Origin of the sequence: Paenibacillus sp. FSL R5-0623 (genome assembly GCF_037974265.1) — a bacterium.
GTDB lineage: Bacteria > Bacillota > Bacilli > Paenibacillales > Paenibacillaceae > Paenibacillus.
On the sequence record NZ_CP150233.1, the window covers coordinates 6,954,855 to 6,971,618 of the forward strand.

Annotated in this window: 14 protein-coding genes; 3 read left to right on the forward strand and 11 right to left on the reverse strand. The window is 44.8% G+C overall.

What is annotated here, in order from left to right:
• Positions 1-65 precede the first annotated feature (65 nt).
• The 11 genes from MKY92_RS30410 to rpmH form a co-directional block, all read right to left on the reverse strand.
• Entirely contained in the window at positions 66-1,220 is a 1,155-nt protein-coding gene (locus MKY92_RS30410) for an aminotransferase class V-fold PLP-dependent enzyme (RefSeq protein ID WP_339298703.1), read from the reverse strand.
• A 161-nt stretch (positions 1,221-1,381) separates the two neighbouring features.
• Positions 1,382-2,227 carry a ParB/RepB/Spo0J family partition protein gene (locus tag MKY92_RS30415; protein ID WP_017691423.1) on the reverse strand — a complete coding sequence of 282 codons (846 nt, stop codon included), beginning with the start codon at positions 2,225-2,227 and terminating at the stop codon, positions 1,382-1,384.
• Positions 2,220-2,981: an AAA family ATPase gene (locus MKY92_RS30420; protein WP_024629525.1), complete on the reverse strand. Its 762-nt coding sequence runs from the start codon at positions 2,979-2,981 to the stop codon at positions 2,220-2,222. Before MKY92_RS30420 ends, MKY92_RS30415 begins: the two co-directional genes overlap by 8 nt.
• Before the next feature lie 189 nt (positions 2,982-3,170).
• Positions 3,171-3,989, reverse strand: coding sequence for a nucleoid occlusion protein (gene noc / locus MKY92_RS30425; protein WP_091012196.1), 819 nt, complete (start codon positions 3,987-3,989; stop codon positions 3,171-3,173).
• 515 nt (positions 3,990-4,504) lie between these two features.
• Positions 4,505-5,227 (reverse strand): 16S rRNA (guanine(527)-N(7))-methyltransferase RsmG, encoded by a 723-nt coding sequence (rsmG, locus tag MKY92_RS30430; protein ID WP_339298704.1) that lies wholly within the window; start codon positions 5,225-5,227, stop codon positions 4,505-4,507.
• Positions 5,227-7,116: a tRNA uridine-5-carboxymethylaminomethyl(34) synthesis enzyme MnmG gene (gene mnmG / locus MKY92_RS30435; RefSeq protein ID WP_339298705.1), complete on the reverse strand. Its 1,890-nt coding sequence runs from the start codon at positions 7,114-7,116 to the stop codon at positions 5,227-5,229. Before mnmG ends, rsmG begins: the two co-directional genes overlap by 1 nt.
• A gap of 221 nt (positions 7,117-7,337) precedes the next feature.
• Positions 7,338-8,714 (reverse strand): tRNA uridine-5-carboxymethylaminomethyl(34) synthesis GTPase MnmE, encoded by a 1,377-nt coding sequence (mnmE, locus tag MKY92_RS30440; RefSeq protein ID WP_124118699.1) that lies wholly within the window; start codon positions 8,712-8,714, stop codon positions 7,338-7,340.
• Positions 8,715-8,925: 211 nt separating this feature from the next.
• The gene (gene jag, locus MKY92_RS30445) at positions 8,926-9,627 is read right to left on the reverse strand and encodes an RNA-binding cell elongation regulator Jag/EloR (RefSeq protein WP_036611977.1); all 702 of its coding nucleotides are present in this window, start codon (positions 9,625-9,627) and stop codon (positions 8,926-8,928) included.
• Complete coding sequence (locus MKY92_RS30450) at positions 9,624-10,502, reverse strand: YidC/Oxa1 family membrane protein insertase (RefSeq protein ID WP_036671883.1); 879 nt, start codon at positions 10,500-10,502, stop codon at positions 9,624-9,626. Before MKY92_RS30450 ends, jag begins: the two co-directional genes overlap by 4 nt.
• Positions 10,503-10,577: 75 nt before the next feature.
• Positions 10,578-10,928, reverse strand: a complete 351-nt coding sequence (rnpA, locus tag MKY92_RS30455; protein WP_036611981.1) for a ribonuclease P protein component — start codon at positions 10,926-10,928, stop codon at positions 10,578-10,580.
• Positions 10,929-11,284: 356 nt separating this feature from the next.
• A complete protein-coding gene (rpmH, locus tag MKY92_RS30460) occupies positions 11,285-11,419 on the reverse strand; it encodes a 50S ribosomal protein L34 (protein ID WP_017691413.1) in 135 nt (44 codons plus the stop codon).
• 612 nt (positions 11,420-12,031) lie between these two features.
• Between rpmH and MKY92_RS30465 the strand changes: the two genes are divergently transcribed.
• The 3 genes from MKY92_RS30465 (at position 12,032) to gntK (ending at position 15,894) form a co-directional block, all read left to right on the forward strand.
• A complete protein-coding gene (locus MKY92_RS30465) occupies positions 12,032-12,706 on the forward strand; it encodes a GntR family transcriptional regulator (protein WP_339298706.1) in 675 nt (224 codons plus the stop codon).
• Positions 12,707-12,918: 212 nt separating this feature from the next.
• The gene (locus MKY92_RS30470; RefSeq protein WP_215078310.1) at positions 12,919-14,280 is read left to right on the forward strand and encodes a gluconate:H+ symporter; all 1,362 of its coding nucleotides are present in this window, start codon (positions 12,919-12,921) and stop codon (positions 14,278-14,280) included.
• Positions 14,281-14,346: 66 nt separating this feature from the next.
• Complete coding sequence (gene gntK / locus MKY92_RS30475) at positions 14,347-15,894, forward strand: gluconokinase (protein ID WP_339298707.1); 1,548 nt, start codon at positions 14,347-14,349, stop codon at positions 15,892-15,894.
• Positions 15,895-16,764: the final 870 nt, after the last annotated feature.

Genomic DNA, 16,764 nt, shown 5'->3' on the forward strand with positions numbered 1-16,764 from the left:
AACCCGATATCCATAAGCTTAATCAAGCAACCTATATCAAATGAGTTCATCATTTCAACTCTAATCTAGTCTGCCCCAGTCAATTCCAACACTGCCTTAACGAGTGCTTCCACATGTTCTCTAGTTGAATTGTATCCCACACTAGCTCTTACTGCTCCGGTAGCGGTTGTACCAGCAGATTCGTGTGCAAGCGGTGTGCAATGAAAACCGGAGCGTACCGCAATCCCATAATTCCGATCTAATCGGAAGGCGAGTTGCGCTGAATCATATCCATCCACAGTAAAAGATACTAATCCACTGCGTGGCTGTCCAATCTCAGGACCAAGCATTCGTATACCCTTAACGGATGACAGCCCATCCATTATAAGTTGGGTCAGTTCCCACTCATGCTGGTAGATGACCGTTGGTGTCATCTCAAGTACATGTTTCACACCCGCATTCAGTCCTGCGATCCCGACAGTATTCGGCGTCCCCGCTTCATACCGATCAGGACGGACCTTTGGCTGCTCCAAAGCCTCTGACTGACTTCCTGTTCCTCCATGAAGTAAAGGCTCTATATCGAGCTCTGGAGCAATGTACAAGCCTCCTGTACCCTGAGGACCAAGCAGTCCCTTATGCCCTGGAAAAGCCAACATATCTATGCCCAATTGTTGTACATTCACAGGCATAACCCCAGCACTCTGAGCTGCATCTACCAACAAGATCGCTTGATGTTTACGACATAGGAGCGAAATTTCTCCAATAGGAAGAATACTGCCAAGCAGATTGGAACTATGTGTACATACCACCAATCTGGTATTCGAACGAAACATACGTTCCATTTGCATTAGATCAATGGCTCCCGCAGCATTAACAGGTACATAATCAATCTCCACATTTCGGAGTCTGCGCATATACTCTAGTGGTCGTCTAACTGAGTTATGTTCAGCCATGGTGGCAATCACATGGTCGCCCTCTCTGAGCGAGCCTTGAATAGCTAGATTTAGCGCTTCAGTCGTATTTGATCCGAATGCAATATCATTCGCATTTTTGATTCCAAACATATTGGATATGGATTTTCTCGCCTCGAACAATACACGACTTGCCTGAACAGCCATACGGTGACTTCCTCTGCCAGGATTGGCTCCGGCAATTTCTAATGCACTCAACATCGCATCACCGACAGCAGGTGGTTTGGGCCAAGATGTTGCTGCATGATCTAGATAGATAACTCCCTCCACCTCACAACCACCTCTGTCCCATAAATTAATAATTCCCCTGCACATATTGCACGTATAACCCTATAAACAAACAATGACATATCGTATCTCCATGGTACAGAGGCGATATGTCATGACATGAGTAAGCCCCGCATGTTGTTAATGAATCATAGACTCGACTGTTATTGTAACAATTCCAATAGCCGTTCCAGATCCTGTTGACTGTAGTAGTTGAGCTCAATTTTACCTTTATCTTTATTGTGCTTGATTTTCACTGTTGTTTTGAAACGTTCACGCAGAGATTCTTCCAATGTATCAATGAATGGATCTTTCTTTTTTAACTTCGATTTAGCTTTAGCCTCACCTGTTTTGGAGCGATCCAATTGTTGAACAGCTTCCTCCAACTCACGTACACTCCATTGCTGATCAATGGTTTGTTTAGCAAGCTGCTTCACCACAACCTCGTCTTTCACACCCACGATCGCACGTGCATGTCCCATAGATAATGTTCCACGTGAAACATGGTCTTTTACTTCTTCGGGCAATGATAACAGACGCAAGAAGTTAGCAATGTGAGAACGTGATTTACCGACTTTTACAGACAACTCTTCCTGAGTCAACGCGAATTGATCCATTAACCCCTGATAAGCAACTGCAACTTCCATGGCGTTCAGATTCTCCCGTTGCAGGTTTTCAATCAACGCAATCTCCATTACCTGCTGATCACTAAAGTTGCGGACTACAGCCGGTACCGTGGCATTACCACAATATTGCGAAGCTCTGAACCTTCGTTCTCCGGCAATAATCTCATAACCTCGTAGTACAGGACGAACAATAATGGGTTGTATGACACCATGCTGACGAATGGACTCAGCCAGTTCATGTATTGCGCCCTCATCAAATACTTTACGTGGTTGATAGGGGTTAGCCCGCAGTTGACTAATCGGGATTTCTACGACTTTATCATCGTCATTAATTGAAAGCGAAGGAATGAGGGCATCAAGACCTTTTCCAAGCCGCTTACTCATAAGAAATCACTTCCTTTGCGAGCTCTAAATACACTTCCGCCCCTCTTGAACGAGGGTCATACGTGATAATGGATTGACCATGAGATGGGGCTTCACTAAGCCGTACGTTACGCGGAATAATTGTTTGATATACTTTTTGTTGAAAATACTTTTTCACTTCTTCAATAACCTGAATTCCCAGATTGGTCCGGGCATCAAACATCGTCAGCAATACCCCTTCAATCTGCAGGGATGTATTTAGATGTTTCTGTACAAGACGAACCGTATTGAGCAACTGACTTAATCCTTCAAGTGCATAATACTCACACTGAATCGGAATGATCACCGAATCGGAAGCAGTCAACGAATTAATCGTTAACATACCAAGGGATGGTGGACAATCGATCAGTATGTAATCATAGTTTTTCTTCACCATGGCGAGTGATTTTTTCAGGCGAACTTCCCGTGATATCGTGGACACCAATTCGATCTCGGCTCCGGCAAGCTGAATCGTTGCAGGTATGATATGAAGGCCTTCAATCTGAGTCTCCACAATCGCTTCTTGAGGAGGAACCTCATTAATAATGACATCATATATACAATTAGCCACATCTGCTTTATTGATTCCGACTCCGCTGGTTGTATTCCCCTGAGGGTCAATATCGACAAGCAATACTCTTTTCCCGAGTGAAGCCAGTCCTGCACCCAAGTTAACAGATGTCGTCGTTTTCCCCACACCGCCCTTTTGATTTGCTACGGCCATAATCTTAGACAATTACTTCACCTCAAATAAAATAGGAGTCTTTTCTGTAGGTTGTGAGATATTGTTAACAAAAAGCAGGCGGCTATCGTCCACACAAACAACAACTACCGTTCCATCAATATACCGACCGTTCTTTATACATGTCAGACCTAACTTGCTTTATAGACATAAAAAGCGGCCCATTGCCGCCATAAGCTTCAATTATTTGCGTTTTGGAATATGGATAACGATCTCATAATGATCCTCATGGTCTGCTTCTTTTGTTTTGATGTCCAGACCTGAGCCAGTTACCATATCAATGGATTGGCGAATTGTATTAAGTGCAAGTCTTACATCCTTGGTAAAGGAAACACGTCTAGATTTCTTAATCTTGGAAGATTCCTTGTAAAAGGCAACACGTGCCTCTGTCTGTTTCACATTCAATTCTTTTTCGATAATCTCACCGAGCAACTTCATCTGCAGTTCTTCCGTATCGAGAGAAAGTAATGCTCTTGCATGCCGTTCAGAAATTTTGCGTTCCATCAATGCGGCCTTAATGCCTTCCGGGAGCTGTAACAACCGAATCTTGTTCGCGATAGTTGACTGGCTTTTGCCCAGTCGTTGTGCAAGACTCTCCTGTGTCAGTTGATGCAAGTCAATCAGCTTCTGATAAGCGACAGCTTCTTCAATTGAAGTCAATCCTTCACGCTGCAAGTTCTCAATCAGTGCAATGGATGCGGCCTGAGAATCATTAAATTCACGTACAATAGCCGGAATCGTATCCAAACCCAGTTTTCGAACTGCACGCCAGCGACGTTCCCCGGCAATAATCTCATATGATCCATTTCGCACGCGAACGACAATAGGCTGAATTACGCCATGTGTTTTGATCGTCTGCAACAACTCATCAATTTTATCATCATCAAAAATAGTACGGGGTTGATATGGGCTGCTCACAATTTCATTAACCGGAATCTGTTTGATCTCATCTCCGTTATTGCGCTCCGCCAAACCAAACAACTTCGAAAATTGTTCTTTCATTCCGCAGATTACCACCTAGTTTCGTAATAGCTCCCACAGTCTATGCAGGTGCTTCTTATTCAATAAGCGACCTTTCACATGCATCGTTCTTGGAATAAGTTTTGCCTTTCATAACGCTTCCTGTCATGCAACATTGGACGCAAATCCATCTATCTATACATATAATCTATGATCGCTGTGACCCAGGATCGGATACTTCTATTCTATCATCTTTTCTATCATAATCCTATGCTTACCTATTCTTTAAACTCTGCTAATTTTCCTGCTTTTTCTTTGTGAATATTGGAAATATGGCGACTTACACACATTCAAATAATGAAATTGTTCATGAGCTAATATGCGTGAGATTCATCCTTACAGGTTCTTTAAAAGATATGTAATACGAAGTATCTGTAATGTTGATCCAGTCCTCCATTTTAGAAAATAAAAAAAAGAGAATGTTTCACGTGAAACATCCTCTTCATCCATGTCTAAAATTCTATTTTGTTTTGACTTACTTCAAAACCATCACGCAACTATATCAGCGGAGTCTTCATTGGAGTACCTGGTTTACGCGGATACTTATATGGTGTCTTATCAAATTTCTGAATCAGAATGATGTGACGCTCTGATTCTTCAACCGGCAGCTGGAAAGGATGAACGGCCTTAACCCGTCCTTTCAGTTGATTGAAGCTGAACTCCGCTTCCTTCATTTCTTCACGCGGGTCTCCGCCCTTCATGGCAGCGAACATTCCACCTTTGCGAACAAAAGGAAGGCAGAATTCATTCAGCACAGCCAGCTTGGCTACTGCACGCGCCGTAACGAGATCGTAGCTATCACGATACCCTTCTTTGCGTCCAATCTCCTCAGCACGTCCATGGACCAATTCCACATCAGTCAGGCCAAGGATATCTACCACATGCTGTAGAAAGCCAATACGTTTATTTAATGAATCAATGATCGTCAGCTTAATATGCGGGAAACAGATCTTCAGTGGCAATCCCGGAAAACCCGCTCCTGATCCAATGTCAGCAAGCTTATTCACTTTGGTCATGTCAGTATAAAAAGCCAGCGATACCGAATCATAGAAATGCTTGGTATACACTTGCTCCCGATCCGTTATGCCCGTCAGATTCATCTTTTCATTCCATGATACCAGTTCCTGATAATACAGTTCGAATTGCTCCAATTGGAGTTCTCCCAGCTCTAATCCATGTTTCTTTAAGCGCCGCTGCAGTTGCTGTTGAATATCGTCCATTATTGTCCCCTTGCTGCGGTTACACGGTTATAATGCTCCAGGTAGACCAGCAGAATGGAGATGTCGGCAGGAGTAACTCCAGCAATACGAGAAGCCTGACCAATCGAGATTGGACGAATCGTAGCGAGCTTCTGTTTAGCTTCCATAGCAAGACCATGAATCTCATCATATACGATAGTGTCCGGAATTTTCTTTTTCTCCATCTTTTGCAAACGTTCCACGTGGATCAATTGTTTCTCAATATAACCCGCATATTTAATTTGTATTTCCACTTGTTCTTTCATATCTGCTGTCAGTTCTACCTCAGATGGTGAGAGCTGTTCAATCAGTTCATACCCCAGCTCCGGGCGACGCAGCAAGGTAAGCAACGTACTGCCATCCTGAATAGGTGTAGATCCGTACTCTTCCAGCTTGGCATTCACTTCAACCGGGCGAGCTTTAGCCACTTTCAGACGTGCGACTTCCTGCTCGACTTTCGCCTTTTTATCCAGGAATTTTGCATAACGCTCTTCAGGGATCAGGCCAATGTCATGTCCGATTTCCGTCAAACGCATATCTGCATTATCATGGCGAAGCAACAGGCGATACTCAGCGCGTGAAGTCAACAGACGATATGGTTCATTTGTACCCTTTGTCACCAGATCATCAATCAGCACGCCAATATAACCTTGGGAACGATCCAGTATTACCGGCTCTCTCCCCTGTACTTTGAGTGCAGCGTTGATTCCAGCCATAACACCTTGTCCTGCTGCTTCTTCATAACCGGATGTACCATTAATCTGACCCGCCGTAAACAGACCTGGTAGACGTTTAGTTTCCAGTGAAGGCCACAATTGTGTAGGCACCATCGCATCGTATTCAATCGCATAACCATTACGCATCATTTCCACTTTTTCCATACCTGGAATTGAACGTAGCATAGCCAGTTGGACGTCTTCTGGCATACTCGTAGACAACCCCTGTACGTAATACTCGGATGTGTTCTTGCCTTCCGGCTCAAGGAATATCTGATGTTTCGGCTTGTCGCTGAAACGAACAATTTTATCTTCAATGGAAGGGCAATAGCGTGGTCCGGTTCCTTCAATAAGCCCCGAGAACATCGGAGCACGATGCAGATTATCATTAATAATCTGATGTGTATCCACAGATGTATACGTCAACCAGCAAGGCAACTGCTCATTATCGGAAGACTCTGTTTCATAGGAAAAGAACTTCGGCTTGTCATCGCCAGGCTGAATTTCGGTTTTGCTAAAATCAATCGTATCCTTATGCACACGTGGTGGTGTACCCGTTTTGAAACGAACCAGATCAAAGCCCAGTTCACGCAGATTCTCTGACAATTTAAGAGAGGGTTGTTGATTGTTTGGTCCACTCTCATACATCAACTCGCCCATAATTACTTTACCGCGCAAGTATGTGCCTGTTGTCAGAACGACCGCCTTAGCCCGATACTCTGTTCCGGTCTGAGTCACAACGCCTACACATTTTCCGTCTTCAACGATTAGTGAATCAACCATACCCTGACGCATTGTCAGATTACGTTCATTCTCCATCGTTTCCTTCATTTTATGCTGGTAGGAGAATTTATCTGCCTGAGCACGAAGCGCGTGAACAGCAGGCCCTTTACCCGTGTTAAGCATCCGCATCTGAATAAAGGTTTTATCGATATTCCGTCCCATTTCTCCACCAAGTGCATCAATCTCGCGTACAACATGTCCTTTGGCCGGTCCCCCAATAGATGGGTTACAAGGCATAAAGGCCACCATATCCAGATTGATTGTAATCATTAGTGTTTTGGACCCCATACGAGCTGCGGCCAGCGCGGATTCCACACCAGCATGCCCTGCACCAACGACGATTACATCATAACTGCCGCCATCAAAAGCCATTCCCGTTTACCTCCTTATTCCGCTGCATTTGGTGTAACTCACGCAGACGGATCATGTTCTACAATAATTAAACTACTTCTAACCGTTCATCGGAACTTGCATTCCTATCTATATGAAACCAACACGTAATAGCTACAACATCATTCCATCCTTTGACAACAGGCAGAAATTGTACCCTTCCATCATACACTACGATTTAAGTCAATCTGCAGTATATTTTTTTACTTTCCTAGACAGAACTGGGAGAAAATCTGATCTATTAATGCATCATGTGCTGTATCTCCAACAATCTCGCCCAAATGCTCCCACGCCAAACGAACATCAATCTGAATCATATCGATCGGAATAAACTGCTCTGCTGCTTCATAGGCATCAACTAGGGACTGCTTTGCTTTTTTGAGCAAAGCAATGTGACGCACATTACTGACATAGGTCAGGTCTGCGGACTCCAGTTTACCACTGAAGAATAGCGTAGAGATGGCATCTTCCAGTCGATCCACACCCAGATCATCTTTCACCGACATCGGTACAAGCCGTTCTTCCGGAATGTAACGAAGCAGCACGTCACGTTCTACCTGTGGCGTTAAGTCCATTTTATTCATAATGATTATCGATTGTCTACCGCGGATTTGTTCCAATAATTCAATCTCATCGGGATGAAGTGGCTCCGCAGCATTCACAACCATCAAGATCAGATCGGCTTCACTTACTGCAGAACGAGAGCGTTCTACCCCGATCTTCTCTACAACGTCCATGGTTTCCCGGATTCCTGCCGTATCCAGCAATTTCAGTGGGATATTATTGATCGTAATGAACTCCTCGATCACATCACGAGTTGTTCCTGGAATGTCCGTGACGATGGCCCGGTTGTCTTGCGCAAGTGTATTCATCAATGAGGATTTACCTACGTTAGGTCGTCCAACGATAGCCGTCGTGATACCTTCTCGCAGGATCTTACCTTGCTCTGCTGTAGTCAGCAATTTATCAATTTCAGTCATAACCTGACTGGACTTCTCTTTAATAAAATCAGACGTTAACGACTCCACATCGTGTTCGGGATAATCGATATTCACTTCAATATGAGCCAGTGTTTCCACCAATGTATATCGTAGATCACGCAATTTGGAGGACAGCTTGCCTTCAACTTGTTTCAGTGCAACCGAGAAAGCTCGGTCCGACTTGGAACGAATAAGATCCATGACACCTTCAGCCTGAGACAGATCAATCCGCCCATTAAGGAAAGCACGCTTCGTGAACTCACCGGGTTCAGCCAGACGAATATCAAGCTGCAACAGCAGGTCCATGACCCGTTTTACGGACACCACACCGCCATGCGCACTGATCTCCACCACATCTTCTGTTGTGAACGAGCGTGGTGCTCGCATTACCGTAACCAATACTTCCTCAATCTTTTCCCCATTAACGGGATCTATGATATGACCATAATGAACCGTGTGAGATGCTGCCTGAGTTAAAGGGGTTTTACTGCGAAAAATCTTTTCCGTCTCCGACACTGCATCCGGGCCGCTGACCCGGATCACGGCAATACCCGCCTCTCCGACAGCCGTTGATATCGCTGTGATCGTATCACTGATCATGGTTATCTCTCCTTGCTCTATTTTAAAATTGCCGTCCCTCTGGGGACGCCATATCCATTTTCAAATCTATTAATGATATATCATATGACATGCTGCTTATCGTATTAAGTCCACTCTTTACTTGTTCTACGCACCTTATCAAATTGCTTCTGTACGAAAAAAGCAATGGCTTCTGCACCGGGCAGGAAGCCATTGCGTCTTCAATTTCGTGTTATTTCGTCGTAATAACCACACGCCGATTAGGCTCCTCGCCCTTACTTAACGTCTTAATCTGCGGGTGATTTTGCAGTTTTGCATGGATGACTTTTCGTTCGAGCGGAGGCATTGGTTCCAGTACAACTTCCTTACCGGTACGGATTGCTTGTCCAGCCAATCGTTCAGCCAGATCCTCCAGCGTCTTCCGCCGACGTTGACGGAAATTCTCCGCGTCGAGCACAATTCGAACGAAGCTTTCCGAATATCGGTTCGCTACAATGTTCGTTAGATACTGAAGCGCATCCAGCGTCTGTCCACGTCTGCCAATAATCATGCCCAGATCTTCGCCGGCAATATTGAAGATATGTCCATCCCGCTGTTTTTTGATATGCACTTCAACATCCAGTCCCATACCTGCTGCGACCTCTTTCAAGAAAGCAGCCGCTTCTTCATAGGGATTTTTAGCTGCGACATCCTCAAGTAATGCATCTACTTCAGATTTGTATGCAGCTGGTTTGATCGGCTGTGGAACAACTTCCGGTACAGGCAATAATTTCACTTCAACTTTGGCCGCCCTCACCCCGAACAAACCCAGGAATCCTTTTGACGGCTGCTCTAACACTTGTATCTCGACCTTGTCCCGACTTACGCCAAGCTCGGTCAATCCTTGGTTTACAGCATCTTCAACGGTTTTTCCTGACGTAATGACTTTGGTCATTTCGATTTTTTGGCCCCTTTCGACCCTTTTCCAGAGACGGTCGCTTTGCCACCGTTTTTGCGTTTAGCTCCATTTTTGGAAGAGCTATTCTGCTTCACGTTGACCTCAGCCACGATTTTATCATTATTCCGGTAAAGGAAATAGTTTTGCACGATCGTGTAGATGTTACTGTAGAACCAGTACAGCGGAAGTGCTGACGGGAACTGATAAGACATCACGAAGATCAAAATCGGGTACACCCATAGCATAAACTGCATCGGACCCACTTGCTGTGCAGGGTTCATACGCATCATCATCCATGTTTGAATGAATGTTGTAATAGCGGCCAGCACTGGCAAAATAAACAGGTGATCGGGTGATCCGAGCTGGAGCCACAAGAAATCATGCGTTCTCAGACTGGAGTTTCCGTAAATTGAGTTATAAAGTGCGATGTAAATCGGCATCTGAATGATAAGTGGCAGACAACCGGCCATCGGATTAACTTTGTTCTCCTGGAACAACTTCATCGTTTCTTGCTGAACTTTCTCAGGTGTATCTTTAAACTTGGCTTGAATCTCCTTCAGCTGCGGCTGAATGGCCTGCATAGCTTTGGAGCTACGGACTTGTTTCATTGTTAGTGGTAAAATCAATGTCCGTACAATAAGCACCATCACGAGGACGGCCAGTCCATATTCACCGTTAAACCAGTTGGCGAATGTATCCAGCGCCAGTGAGAACCAGTACACAACATTGCTTTGCCAGAATGAGCCACTATTCTTCAGATCTTCCGTAGTAACCCCGGCTCCTTGTGGAGTACATCCGGCGAGTACAGTGACCATTGCAATGACTGCAATGAGGAGAATCCACTTCCCCTTTGATGTCTTCAATCGCGACACTTCATAACCCCTCTCTTAACCATTCCATTCCATCGTAAAATCATACCATAATTAGGAGGACAAATAAACCGAAGCTTACCGCTTGCTCGACTTCAAAAGAGAGCCCTTTCGCATCGCATGTAGCAGGCTTTTTTCCATTTCCTTATAGGGCATGTCCAGTGCACCTTTTCTGACGATAAAAATCAGATCCATCTGCGTGACGATCTCATGCTCATGATGACGAACAATTTCCTTGATCATGCGTCTCATCCGGTTGCGTACGACAGCGTTTCCGATTTTCTTGCTGCATGATACACCTACCCGGAATTGTTCCGTATCTTTACGGCGACAGCCATACACCACGAATTGATGATTGGCAAACGATTTCCCATACCGGTATACGCGGCTAAAGTCCGCCCGGTTTCGTAGACGCAGTCTTTTATACACGGCGCTTCTCCTTGCTGTTCTCCATCATTGATATTGACGGAGGCCTCATTACTGATTTAGTATAGGCTTTCTTGAATGACGGTAAACCGTCTTGGCGACAACTTCATTTGGGATGATTATTAGTCAGCTACTTGAACTGATCCGCATTCATCCGGGATGAATGTTGATTGGCCATTTAAACCTATCAACGATTCATCATTATATAAGGTAAGTTTTCGAAAAATGGAAAACTCACTCAACATACATCATGTGTGTTCAGCACTTTTTCGCAGACCATTCAGACCTGATCTGTAGCAGCATCCAGTCTGATTTGAGCTAATTAAGAAAAAAAAGACCACCTCGGTGGTCTTCAATGCTTAAGCACTCAGGTTTTTACGGCCTTTAAGGCGACGTGCGGCCAAAATTTTACGGCCGTTGCTCGTGCTCATTCTTTTCCGGAAACCATGAACTTTTTTACGTTTGCTAACGTTCGGTTTGAATGTAGGTCTCAATGTATTGCACCTCCTCACAAGGAAATACTTATGTGATGAATCACTTTCATCTTCACAGAAAACACCTTTATATATTTAACCATGATCACCTGGAAAAGTCAACTGCATGGCTCAAGGCTTCTCCCTCTTTTATATACACTCTTCATCCCACCCAAAGTAATGACCACAGCTCATCCACTTCAATACCAGCACCAAGCCCCGAAGAGAGACCTGAAAGTTATCCCCAGACCCTGATCAGATCACCCTATTTCAGCATTTATAGTTATCCACAACCTCCAATACCTGCTATCTCCTTCATTATATCCTGTTTGAAGTTATTCACATGTGGATAATGGTTATAGGCTATTAATATCGTCGAATTCTAATCCGGTTGTATCCGCTTCAATTATGGTTTACAAGCTTTTGAGAAAGGTGTAGGATAAAAATCACATCTTGTATACAAGTATATGGATGAAGCTGATTTACTTACCCGCCTTTAGTAGTCCTTTGAAAAAAACATTAGCCGTTAGCTTGTAGCTACAGACTATGGATTGAACTGAATGTCCAGTCCGCAAAATAGTTATGCTATGATCAGTAATGAACTGATTACTTATTAATAGGAGCGTTAGCCATATGTTATTTCCTTCTTCCTGGCTTCAAGGGGCTTCCCGTGGTGAAGCCATTGCCTGCGAATTAAGGCTGCGGATCATCAGTGGTACCCTTCGACCTGGAGAGATTTTGTCGGAAAATCGAATTGCGGCTGATTTTGACAGCAGTCGTTCACCTGTCCGTGAAGCGTTACGGACATTGTCCAATGAAGGCCTTATTCGGCTTGAACGTATGGGTGTCGTTGTCATTGGACTAAGAATCAAGGATGTCGAAGAATTGTATGATGTCCGTTTCCTGATTGAAAGTTTTGTGCAGCAGCGACTTGCTGGTGATGTCCCAGAATCATTAATCACCCAGCTGCGTAACGTGATCGACAAAATGCAACTTGCTGGACGGCATCAGGACGCCGTCGAATTCGCCTATCAGGATCTCGTTTTCCACGAGACCATCATTGAAGCTGCTCAGCATTCCCGTATTTCACATCTATGGAAGAGTATTCGATATGTTGTGATGACCGTTATGCTGCTTACAACGCGCAGAGTATTTGTTCAAGGCGAGCAGAAAGTAAGCGCTGTAATTGAGAAACACCGTCTGCTCGTTGAAGCACTTGAATCAGGTGACAAGGTACTCATTCAGGCTGGAGTCCGCACGTATTTCCAAGATTCTGGCAAAACGCTGCACGAAAGCTTTGATTCCTAATGGGTGCAAGGCGTTTGCAATCATATCCGTCGTGAATGATTGCGACTTAACTTGTCGACAAGTATACAAAATGCGATTTTGTTTCAAATTTGGACATGATAAAACTACATTTTTTTCGCCAACATTTTCTGCAGTACTGGCACAAACTTAATCGTTGACGATAATTTCACTTGTAAGCGTTCTATATCAGAAATAAAGGAGCACACAACATCATGAGCACTCTTTTTGGACTATCCCACAACGCAACATTATTGGTTTGGACGTTAATTGCGATCGTTTTTCTGATCGTTTTGATCTCCAAGTATAAATGGAATCCCTTTATCACCCTGCTGTTGTCCGCATTAATGCTCGGTTTGCTTACAGGTATGAAACCTGCCGATGTGATCTCTTCCATTACCGGGGGACTTGGCGGCACACTTGGAACCATCGCAATTGTTATTGCTCTCGGTACAATGCTTGGTAAGATGATGGCCGAATCTGGCGGTGCCGAGCGCATTGCAACTACATTAGTTGATCGGTTTGGTGTGAAACGTGTGCACTGGGCCATGATGATTGTTGGATTTATCGTTGGTATTCCTGTTTTCTTCGAAGTCGGCGTAATTTTGATGATCCCCATCATTTTTACCGTTGCACGTAAAACCAACATGTCTTTGCTGCAGATTGGTATTCCCATTTTGGCGGGTCTGTCGACTGTACACGGTTTGGTTCCACCCCATCCAGCGCCAATGATTGCGATTGAAGCCTTCAGCGCGGATCTGGGTAAAACCATTCTGTACTCCCTTATTGTTGGTATTCCTACAGCGATTATTGCAGGTCCCTTGTTTGGTAAATTTATTGGTAAAAGAATACACACCGAACCGCCAGCAGAACTGGCTGAACAATTCGCAACCAAAACAAACAGCAACATGCCCGGGTTTGGTATTACCCTGTTTACCATATTGCTGCCGGTCATTTTGATGCTGATTGGTTCCATAGCAAGCATCATTGACCCAAATGCTACGAGCGGTTTCACCGTTTTCAGTGAATTTATCGGTCATGAGATCATTGCTTTGCTCATTTCAGTTGTATTTGCCCTCTTTTCACTCGGCTTTGCACGTGGATTCACCAAACACGATATTTCTCGCTTCACCAGTGAATGTCTGGCGCCTACGGCGACCATCATTCTCATCATTGGCGGAGGCGGTGCCTTCAAACAGGTATTGATCAATAGTGGTGTAGGTAACGCCATTGCTGAAGTCGCTACCCATGCCAACATCAACGTGATCCTGTTTGCCTGGCTTGTCGCTGCGCTCATTCGTGTAGCTACCGGTTCAGCAACCGTAGCCATGACAACAGCCGCCGGTATTGTCGCTCCAGTGCTTGCACTCACACCAGGTGCCAATATTGAGCTGGTTGTACTCGCCACAGGTGCAGGGTCACTCATACTGTCCCATGTGAACGATGCAGGATTCTGGATGATCAAAGAATTCTTTAATATGAGCGTTTCCCAGACATTGAAAACGTGGACCGTTATGGAAACACTATTATCCGTGGTCGGACTGATCTTTATTTTGCTCCTGAGTACAGTGGTATAAATGGTCTCTCTATAGTAGAAAGAAATTAAAATCTTATCGCTTTCTGAAGAAAGAAGGATTAAATACATGAACAACTACATGATTGGGATCGATATTGGTACAACCAGTACCAAATCCGTGTTATTTACCGAGCAAGGCTCCGTTGTCAGTACCTCAACACAGGAATACCCTTTGTACACCCCTGCACCCGATGTTGCCGAACAGGACCCTGAAGAGATTGTGCAAGCGGCCCTCCGCTCTGTGCGAGGGGTCATGGATCAGAGTGGTGTTGCTGCCGAGCAGATCCTGTTTGTATCCTGCAGCTCGGCTATGCATAGTGTCATTGCCATGGGAGAGGATAACAAACCCTTAACCCATTGCATCACCTGGGCGGATAATCGAAGTGCAGCTTGGTCTGCCAAGCTGCAAGAGAATGGATTGGGCCATCGCATCTACCTGCGCACAGGTACACCGATCCATCCCATGTCACCGCTGACCAAATTAATGTGGCTGCGCCACGATGAACCTGAACTTTTTGAGCGCACAGCCAAATTTATTTCGATTAAAGAATATCTGTTCTTCCGTCTATTCGGACAATATGTCGTCGACCATTCTATCGCTTCCTGCACAGGCTTACTCAATCTGGAACAACTGGACTGGGACGCAGAGGCCCTTGAGGTTGCAGGCATTACACCCGACCATCTCTCGAAGCTTGTACCTACAACATATATATTAGAAGGAATGAATCACGAATCGGCTGAAAAAATGGCTCTCTCCCCCTCCACGCCCTTTGTTATTGGCGCAAGTGACGGGGTTTTATCCAATCTCGGCGTAAACGCCATTGAACCCGGTGTTGTCGCAGCAACCATTGGAACCAGCGGGGCGATTCGCACTGTCGTGGACCGTCCGGTTACCGATCCCAAAGGTCGAACCTTCTGTTATGCCCTCACAGAGAATCTTTGGGTCGTTGGTGGACCTGTGAATAACGGTGGCATGCTGTTTCGTTGGGTACGGGATGAATTCGCTGCGTCTGAAGTGGAGACAGCCAAGCGACTTGGTATCAATTCCTATGATGTGCTGACCAAAATTGCCGAACGTGTCCGGCCGGGATCAGAAGGGCTTCTGTTCCATCCGTACCTTTCGGGCGAACGTGCCCCTTTATGGAATCCGGATGCCCGTGGCTCCTTTTTTGGCTTAACACTCCATCACCAGAAAGAGCATATGATTCGTGCTGTCCTGGAAGGGGTTATTTTCAACCTATATACGGTACTGCTCGCCATGGAAGAACAGATTGGGCAACCTACCTCCATTCAAGCCACAGGTGGGTTTGCGCGTTCTCCTCTCTGGCGCCAGATGATGTCTGATATCTTCAATCAGGAAGTGGTTGTGCCCGAGAGCTTCGAAAGTTCCTGTCTGGGTGCCGTCGTGCTTGGTTTGTACGCTACAGGGCGGATCCAATCGCTCCATGCCGTTTCATCCATGGTAGGTACAACGCATCGGCATACCCCTGTCAAAGAGAATGCTGTACTCTACCAAGAGCTGCTGCCCATCTTTATTCGGATCTCTCGCAAACTGGAGGAGGAATACGCAGATATCGCTGAATTCCAGCGTAAGATGTCCCTTCCCCGTCTCTAAATCATCAATCCATACTTCGTCCCTGCACCAAAAAAAGAGGGTGTCCTCTAAAACCAAAAATCGGTTTTAGAGGACACCCTCTTTTGCTATACACGCATAATCTTTCCTTTGAATTCATATTATACATTCATACACTTCAACCTCCATATTCGAGCATCAGCTTACCTCTTGATCCTGATAATTCACATACATATGTCTCAAAATGAAGTCATCTATGTCCATTATTCTTCTACATTGCCGATCACAGAATCACCATCTGCTCAGAAAACACACCTCTGATCTTGTTCAATTATAGGCATGAGTTTACTACCCTCTCCGTCTCCTACCCTGACACGAATTCGCAGCTTTCACCATCGCCCCATTGACAAGAAAAACACGAGGGTGAGAGGTCACACTTTTTCCGATCTTGATCATGCTTCATTTTCACTTCACGGTTATCCACAGACAGGTTATTCACAAACGAAGAATACTTTTACACACAATTTGGCATCATTTGACGGATAACCTGTGTATAAAACATTTTTGGTTTTTGGGTCATTCTGTCGAAAATTAAACAGTTTATAAACAATATATTGTGTTGTGACTAAAAATTATACACAAGTTATTGAATTTGTGGATAAAATCACGCGATACGTTGAAATGCGGGGTTTCTTTTGCTATGATTGTATTACTTTTGGATGTGAATATGTGATCTGACCCATAATATTATCAACAGCCTGTGGATAAAGTTGTGAACAATTTTCCGTTGTTCATACTTTTTTTGTTTTCGACCTGCGGGGGTTTGGGGATAAATTCAACAATATATCTCGTATTTCGACACTGCATCATGGCTTAAGCCACACTTGGAACATGTAAAAGGAGTGACAGTCT